The sequence below is a fragment of the Treponema sp. genome (genome assembly GCF_024696245.1).
GTDB lineage: Bacteria > Spirochaetota > Spirochaetia > Treponematales > Treponemataceae > Treponema_D.
The window spans coordinates 68,600-75,623 of the sequence record NZ_JAILGZ010000084.1; the positions used below are offsets into that span (position 1 = coordinate 68,600).

Sequence of the window (7,024 nt, forward strand, 5' to 3'; positions counted from 1 at the left end):
TCAATAAACGTTTTCCTTCTGAAGCATTTGTATAAAATCTTCAACTGTTATCTGACCTGAAGCCAGGCGTATGATATTAAATTCAGTAATGTACTTAAACTTAATATTTGAACGGTCATTAATAGGAGTACCAGAATATAAACTTTCGTTATCTGCAATATTTATAAGTTCCATAAGACATGGAGTTTCGGCATATTCAAGAAAATCCATCTCATGCTGGGCAGAAAGTCCTACGGAATTTTCAAGCCCCAGTTTTGAAAGTCTTTTTGGGGCAAACATAAATTTAATAAAATTAAGGGCTTCTTCCTTATAATCACAGTCAGTAGATATTCCATAACCGCCGCCGTACCAGGCAAGAAGATTATTTTTACCCTGAGCATTTTCCTTTACAAGGGGGAAAGTTGCTGCGTGAATGTAAGGTGTGATTTCATTCAGATAATTGGAATTGGAAGCAATTGATGTTGCCCAGCTTCCCATATAGAACATTGCTGATTTTCCGGAAGTAAAGGTATTCTGTGCAGCACCGTAATCATCCTGGGCAAAGTTGTCCTGAAAGATATTCTTACTGCAAATGTAAGAAAATATTTCCAGAGCTTCCCTTATATATGGATGAGAAAAATCATGAGTCTCTATGGCATGATCAATAATAGCAGCGTATTCTTTACCTGCGAGATCATTAAAGATATCAGAAAGTAAAATCATTAAAGGCCATCCGTCGCTTCCGTCCATGGAAACAGGAATAAAACCTAAAGCTTTAATTTCTACTGACAGTTTAATTAATTCATCAAGAGTCTGGGGAAGTTCCCAGTCAAAAGCGTCAAACATTTTTTTATTGTAAAAAAGCAGGGCCATGTCAGTATTACGGGGAAGACCGTAAAGCTTTCCGTTCATTGTAAAGCCGTCCATGGAATGCTGCTTAAAACCAAAGCTCCAGAAATCAGACTTGTTAAGTTCCAGAAGCTTTCCGGAATTAACAGCCTGCTCAAGAACCGGTCTCTGTCCCCACATACTTACAATATCAGGCATACGTTCATGACAGTAAACATAAAACTTTGTCTTAAAGGCTGCTTCATCGAGAGCCTCTACTGTTATTGACACTCCGGGATTTTCCTTCATGTATTCGTCAATAATCATCTGCTCTATAAGCCCCTGACCGGATTCCCTGTCAGGCAGGTTTGAAAAAACATGAAGAACTATCTTATTCTTCTTTTTTTCTTCCTTACAGCCGGCTGCAGTAAAAATAACAGCAATAATCAGCAGACATAAATAAAAATATTTCACCGTTTTCATTAAAAAGAACACCTTTATTTGAGTTTATACCTATATTTTAAGGCATAAAAGACTACTTTACATATAAAAAGTGTATTTTTTTTTGATTTTTTTTAAATAAGTTAAACGAAAAAAGCACACCTGAAAAAAAAATTTACATCTATCGTTCATTTCAATCTAAATGGATAATAAGCATAAGAACAATCACGAAGGAATACGATGAAAAGACATTTATTATTTTTAACATTTGCAATGTTCACTTATGCACTGTCAGCTCAATCCCTGTCATCAAAAAGAGGACTCTGTTATAACAGTCTTTCAGAAAAAGAAAGAAGCTGTCTTGAAAATTCAAATGTCAGCTGGGGCTATAACTGGTATCAGAATCCAGGAGACAGCGGACTGGGACCGGAAAAAGCCGTTGACTTTCTTCCAATGATATGGGGAGGAGGAGAAGACTTTGAAGACATGATTAAAAGAACCGAAGAATATCTTTTTACCCACAAAAACGTTAAATGTATTCTTGGTTTTAATGAACCGATGATGAAAAAACAATACGGAGGCTGTGAACTTACCCCTGCAGAAGCAGCAGAAAAATGGCCGCAGCTTGAATCCCTTGCTTTAAAATTCAATACAAAGCTTGCCTCTCCTGCCCTTACCTGGGGTTTTGAACCTTTATCAGACGGCATTGTTTATGGAAGCCCAGAAATGTGGATGGATACATTTATCGAAGAATATAAAAAACTAAATAAAGGAAAAGAACCTCACTATGATTATCTTGCCCTTCACAGTTATATGGATTATCCCTCTGCAGTAATGTGGTTCTGCTCTACCTATGGAAGCCGCTATAATAAAAAAGTTCTTCTCACAGAATTTTGTGCATGGGATCAGGATCAAAATCAAATACCTCATCAGGATAAATATGAACAGATTTCTTCAATGACACAAAAAGTTGAAGCTATGGATTCAGAAGACATTGTTGCAGGTTACGCATGGTTTATGTCTCATGCCCAGGTTAAAAATATTCCTTACAATTCTATTTTTACAAAAATAAATTCAAAAGGTAAACTCACGGAACTTGGACAGGTTTATCTTTACATGACTGATGTCAGCAAAGATAAATTATACAAAACAGAGCAGATAATTCCTGCCTGTGCTTATTCCTCATCAAGCAACTACAACAGGGAAAAAGGAAATAAATGCGATGATGGGGAAAGATTTAATACACCTGTAGGAATTGCCTGTGCAAGTGATAAAAAAAATAAAAAGATATTTAAGGAGATTCCTCTTGAACTGGGAAACTTTAAGAATAAAAGATTTGCTTCATATAAAGTAGAAATTCCTGCTGACGGAGATTACAAATTTACATTGAGAATACTTACGGATGATGAAGAAGCTTATGCTGTTAGCTGCGACGGAATAATGATTGCAGAAAAAGTCATTCCTTCAACAAAAGCAAAATGGAAGGACATAGAGCTTGAAGGACAGCTGACAAAAGGCATTCATCAGATAAAAATAAGTACAGAAGGAAATGCAAAGAAAGCAAAATTTTACTGGTTTAAAATTGAAAGGAAGGAGAATTAAAATGACAAAAAAAATAATCAGTCTGGCTGCATCATTAAGCTTAACTTCACTGATACTCTTTACCGCCTGTACCTCTTCAAAAGTTAAAGTAGAAACAAGTTCTTTTACAGAAGAATTTGTCTCAGAAAATGTTAAACTTTTTACATCCTTTGCAGGATGCGGAGTACAGATATGGCAGAACGAATGGGGAAATCACGAGGCAACATTTGCACTTGATTATGACAAAGGCTGCATAACTGTAGGCAGCGTGGGATGGTGGGGAGGTTCCTTTGGCTGTTACAACAATGGTATTCCTGACGGTTCAAGACTTAATCTTTCTAAAATAAAAAAAGTTACTTTTGAAGCAAAGGCTTCTTCTTACGGAACTTTTTATATGAACTTTGATAACGGAATGAAAAATGAAATCAATGTTTCTAAAAACTTTAAACAGTATACAATCGATCTGTCCGGTCTAAGCAAAGAATCCGATTACCTCTTTACAATAGGGGGAGTAAGGGACCTTAACGAAAGTGGAACAAAAATATATTTAAGAAACATTTCTTTTTATGATAACGAAGGAAATGAAACCATTCCTGAATATTTCTAAAAAGAATTATAAAGAGGCAGTTCTTAATTCTTCAAAGAGCTGTCTTATTTTTTCTTTATCCTTAATTCCGGAAGAAGCTTCTACTCCGCTGGCTAAATCAATTAATTCAGGGCAATAAGAAGTATTTATGCGGCTGACATTCTCAGGATTAATTCCACCTGCAAGCCAGAGGGGATATTTTTTTGCAGCTGCCCTTACAAGACTTGCATCAATTTCTTTTCCTGTACCACCAACACTTCCCGGAATAAAGGCATCAATAAGAACACGACATTCACCCATGTCAAAAAGTTCATCAAGTAAAGACAAATCTTCTGAAGAAGAAAGGTTAACTGCACAATAATGAGGCAAAGTCCTTAAAGACGGATTTGAAAGAAACTTTTCTATGCAGTTCTTTGTATGAAGCTGTAAAACATCAAGCTTTCCACTGCGGCAAAGATCTATTGCAACACAGGCTTCCTTATCATCAGGATCTACAATAACACCTGCCCTTATTGCATCAGTTTTTTCTGCCACCTGGTCAAGAATTTTTTCAGCACAAGCAGAATCAACTTTACGTGAACTTTTATCGTAAAAAATAAAACCTAAAAATGAAGCACCACTATCTGCAGCAAATACAGCATCTTCCTTATTTGTAAGGCCGCAGATTTTTACAAGTGACTTTTTATTATTCTTAAGCAAAGTATTCTGTGAGTAGGAAGTCCAGAAGACAGCATTTTCATCAGGCTTCTGATGAACAAAAGATGTAACCAGAGACTCCCTGATGGAAGGATTTTTTGCAGCAGCTTCTCCTAAAAGTAAGCCGGCAAATCCCATGGAAGAAACAAAAGCTGCACTTTGAGGAGAACGGATTCCGCTTTCAAAAATTACCCTTGCATTCTTACCAAGAACATCCTTGATTTTATTCATCAGGGCAGAAGGCCTTAATAAATCAATTGTAAAATCAGAAAGATCACGGCTGTTAACACCACAGGCAAGATAGTTGCTTTCTACTTCTTTTGAAACAGCACGGAGTTTTTCTACATCTTCTTCTAAACGAATTTCTATAAGACTTGTCATTCCGTAAGAAGCAGCACGCTTAGCCATGGCAATCATTTTTTCTTCCGGCAGAATACGGCTGATTAAAAGAACTGCATCTGCCCCAGCCCTGTAGGCAATGTCCACTTCTTCTTCGCTTACGATAAAATCTTTTCTTAATACAGCAGGGCCTGGTTTTCTGACAGACTTTTCATATTCATCGACGGCCTGACAGACATTCATTAAATCCTTAAGACTTCCCTTAAAGTAATTGCTTTCTGTAAGACAGCTGATTGCCCCTGCCCCACAGCTTGCATAAGACAAAGCTGTTTTATAGGAATCAAGATCCGGTGCAATATCTCCCTTACTGGGAGAAGCCCTTTTTACTTCAAGGATTACCCCCTTTGACTGAAGAAAAGAATGAACAAGACGCTGCCTTTTTGCAGGAAGTTCAATACCAAAATCTATTCCCTTTTCTGCAATATCCTTAAGACGGTGGTCTACTATTTTTGTAAGAATGTCTGCCATAAAAAACTCCGGTGGCAAATAGATAAATAATTAAGCAGCTGTGTCATCAAGTTCATGACTGGCAGCCTGAATCTCCTTAAGCTTTGCAAGAGTCTTTCCGGAATCCATTGCTTCTACAGCCATGGCATATCCCTCTTTAAGACTGCGGGCTTTTCCAGAAAGATAAAGAACAGCACCGGCATTAAGACCAACAGCATAGCGGATAGTTTTTCTACCCTTACCGTTAAGAACTTCCATAGCAAGATCAGCATTATCCTTTCCGTTGCCGCCATAGAGTTCTTCTTCTACAGCATCAGTAATTCCAAAGTTTGCAGGATCAATTACATACTGATTTTCGTTTCCCTTTTCATCAATCTGGTAAACATGAGTTTTAGCACAAGGAGAGATTTCATCATAACCATCTTCTGAATTAATTACCATTACACGTTTTGCACCAAGAGCTTTTGCAGCATGAGCATAATCTTTAAGAAGAGCCGGTGAATAAACTCCGAGAACTTCATATTCAGCATTTGCAGGATTTAAAAGAGGACCAAGAACATTAAAGATTGTTTTGATTCCAAGAGCCTTACGAACAGGAGCTGCAAAACGCATTGCCGAGTGATAAACAGGAGCCATTAAAAATCCAAAGCCTGTCTTTTTAACAAGGGAAGCAGTTTTATCAGGAGCTGCCATAATGTTAATACCTAAAGCTTCAATAAAATCAGCAGCACCGGACTTAGAAGAAACAGCCCTGTTACCATGCTTGGCCATTGGCTGACCACAGCTTGAAGCAACAATTGCAGACAAAGATGAAATATTAAAGGAACCCTTACCGTCTCCACCTGTTCCTACGATTTCTGCAAGACCATGATTTTCAAGAGGGAAAGGTGTCTTCTTTTTAAGCATTGCAGTTGCAGCACCAGCCATTTCGTCAGCAGTAGGAAGACCGCAGGCTGCCATTGCAGTAAGAACTGAAGAAGAAACTTTTTCATCCATTGAACCTTCAGCAAGTTCACCAATAAAACCTTCTGTCTGTTCCCTGGACAAAGGTTTCTTTTCATCAATAAGCTGATTTAAAAGTGAAGCATAAGACATATTTTCTCTCCTGTATTTTAAGAATGCTTTAAAAAGTTCATCACCCTTTTCCGAAGCCATGCTTTCCGGATGAAACTGAACTCCTTCTATTACCATAGTTTTATGACGGATACCCATGATATCACCGTCCTTAGCCCTGGCTGAAACTTCAAATTCTGCAGGCAAAGTTTTTTCATCAATTACAAGAGAATGATATCTTGTGTAAGAACACTTGTTACCTGAGTTACGGAAAATACCACGGCCGTCAGTTTTTATTTCTTCAACAATTCCGTGACGAATATATTTTGCACCAACAATATCTGCACCAAAGGCAGCACCAATTGCCTGATGACCAAGACAGATACCAAGAAGAGGAAGCTTACCGGCAAAATAACGGATAGCCTCCATGGAAATACCAGCCTCTGCAGGAGTACCAGGACCAGGCCCGATTACAAGATGAGTAGGTTTGGCAGCCTCAATTTCTGCAAGGCTGGCCTCCTCCGAACGAAAAACCTGAACCTTATCTCCGGACACACGTTCCAGCGACTGAACAATATTAAAAGTAAAACTGTCCTTATTATCAATAAATGCAATCATAGCCGACTCCTCTTTTTATCTTTTTTAGGGGGGAAAAGCCTTTCCCCTGCGTCACAGTTCCTTGTGCCGCACCCCATCCTCCTAAGGGGCCAGGATGTTTTTCTTTAAGGCCCCTTAAAATCCCCGGTAGAGATTTATATCGGGGGTGTTTCTTTTTATAGAAACAGTATAAAATAATTTTATGTTTCTATCAATAGTAATTTTAAAAATTTTAGAAAATTCTTTTTTATAAACACCTGACTGCGGGGGCAGTCAGGCATCAAGGGGAATTGCTGCGACTCTCGCAATTCTGATTCCCTTGATGTGTCAATAGTAACATATAACTATTTAACTGAAATGCGTTTTTTATTAAACACCTGACTGCAGGGGCAGTCAGGCATCAAGGGGAATTGCTGC

The 7,024-nt window shown here is 38.0% G+C and carries 5 protein-coding genes; 2 read left to right on the forward strand and 3 right to left on the reverse strand.

What is annotated here, in order from left to right; translation table 11 throughout:
- Positions 1 to 1,290 (reverse strand): ABC transporter substrate-binding protein, encoded by a 1,290-nt coding sequence (locus K6D58_RS06270; RefSeq protein WP_296828720.1) that lies wholly within the window; start codon positions 1,288 to 1,290, stop codon positions 1 to 3.
- Between the two features lie 198 nt (positions 1,291 to 1,488).
- Between K6D58_RS06270 and K6D58_RS06275 the strand changes: the two genes are divergently transcribed.
- Positions 1,489 to 2,850: a glycosyl hydrolase gene (locus K6D58_RS06275; protein ID WP_296828722.1), complete on the forward strand. Its 1,362-nt coding sequence runs from the start codon at positions 1,489 to 1,491 to the stop codon at positions 2,848 to 2,850.
- A 1-nt stretch (position 2,851) separates the two neighbouring features.
- Positions 2,852 to 3,436, forward strand: coding sequence for a hypothetical protein (locus K6D58_RS06280; protein WP_296828723.1), 585 nt, complete (start codon positions 2,852 to 2,854; stop codon positions 3,434 to 3,436).
- Between the two features lie 6 nt (positions 3,437 to 3,442).
- Here K6D58_RS06280 and trpF read toward each other — a convergent pair whose 3' ends face one another.
- A complete protein-coding gene (gene trpF, locus K6D58_RS06285; protein ID WP_296828724.1) occupies positions 3,443 to 4,978 on the reverse strand; it encodes a phosphoribosylanthranilate isomerase in 1,536 nt (511 codons plus the stop codon).
- Between the two features lie 30 nt (positions 4,979 to 5,008).
- Positions 5,009 to 6,628 carry a bifunctional anthranilate synthase component II/anthranilate phosphoribosyltransferase gene (locus tag K6D58_RS06290; RefSeq protein ID WP_296828726.1) on the reverse strand — a complete coding sequence of 540 codons (1,620 nt, stop codon included), beginning with the start codon at positions 6,626 to 6,628 and terminating at the stop codon, positions 5,009 to 5,011.
- Between the last annotated feature and the right edge of the window lie 396 nt (positions 6,629 to 7,024).

What these genes read in the sequence shown, in the direction of transcription:
- K6D58_RS06290 (WP_296828726.1), bottom strand. Translation starts at nt 6,628, where the DNA reads ATGATTGCATTTATTGATAATAAGGACAGTTTTACTTTTAATATTGTT.
- K6D58_RS06270 (WP_296828720.1), bottom strand. Translation starts at nt 1,290, where the DNA reads ATGAAAACGGTGAAATATTTTTATTTATGTCTGCTGATTATTGCTGTT.
- K6D58_RS06275 (WP_296828722.1), top strand. Translation starts at nt 1,489, where the DNA reads ATGAAAAGACATTTATTATTTTTAACATTTGCAATGTTCACTTATGCA.
- trpF (WP_296828724.1), bottom strand. Translation starts at nt 4,978, where the DNA reads ATGGCAGACATTCTTACAAAAATAGTAGACCACCGTCTTAAGGATATT.
- K6D58_RS06280 (WP_296828723.1), top strand. Translation starts at nt 2,852, where the DNA reads ATGACAAAAAAAATAATCAGTCTGGCTGCATCATTAAGCTTAACTTCA.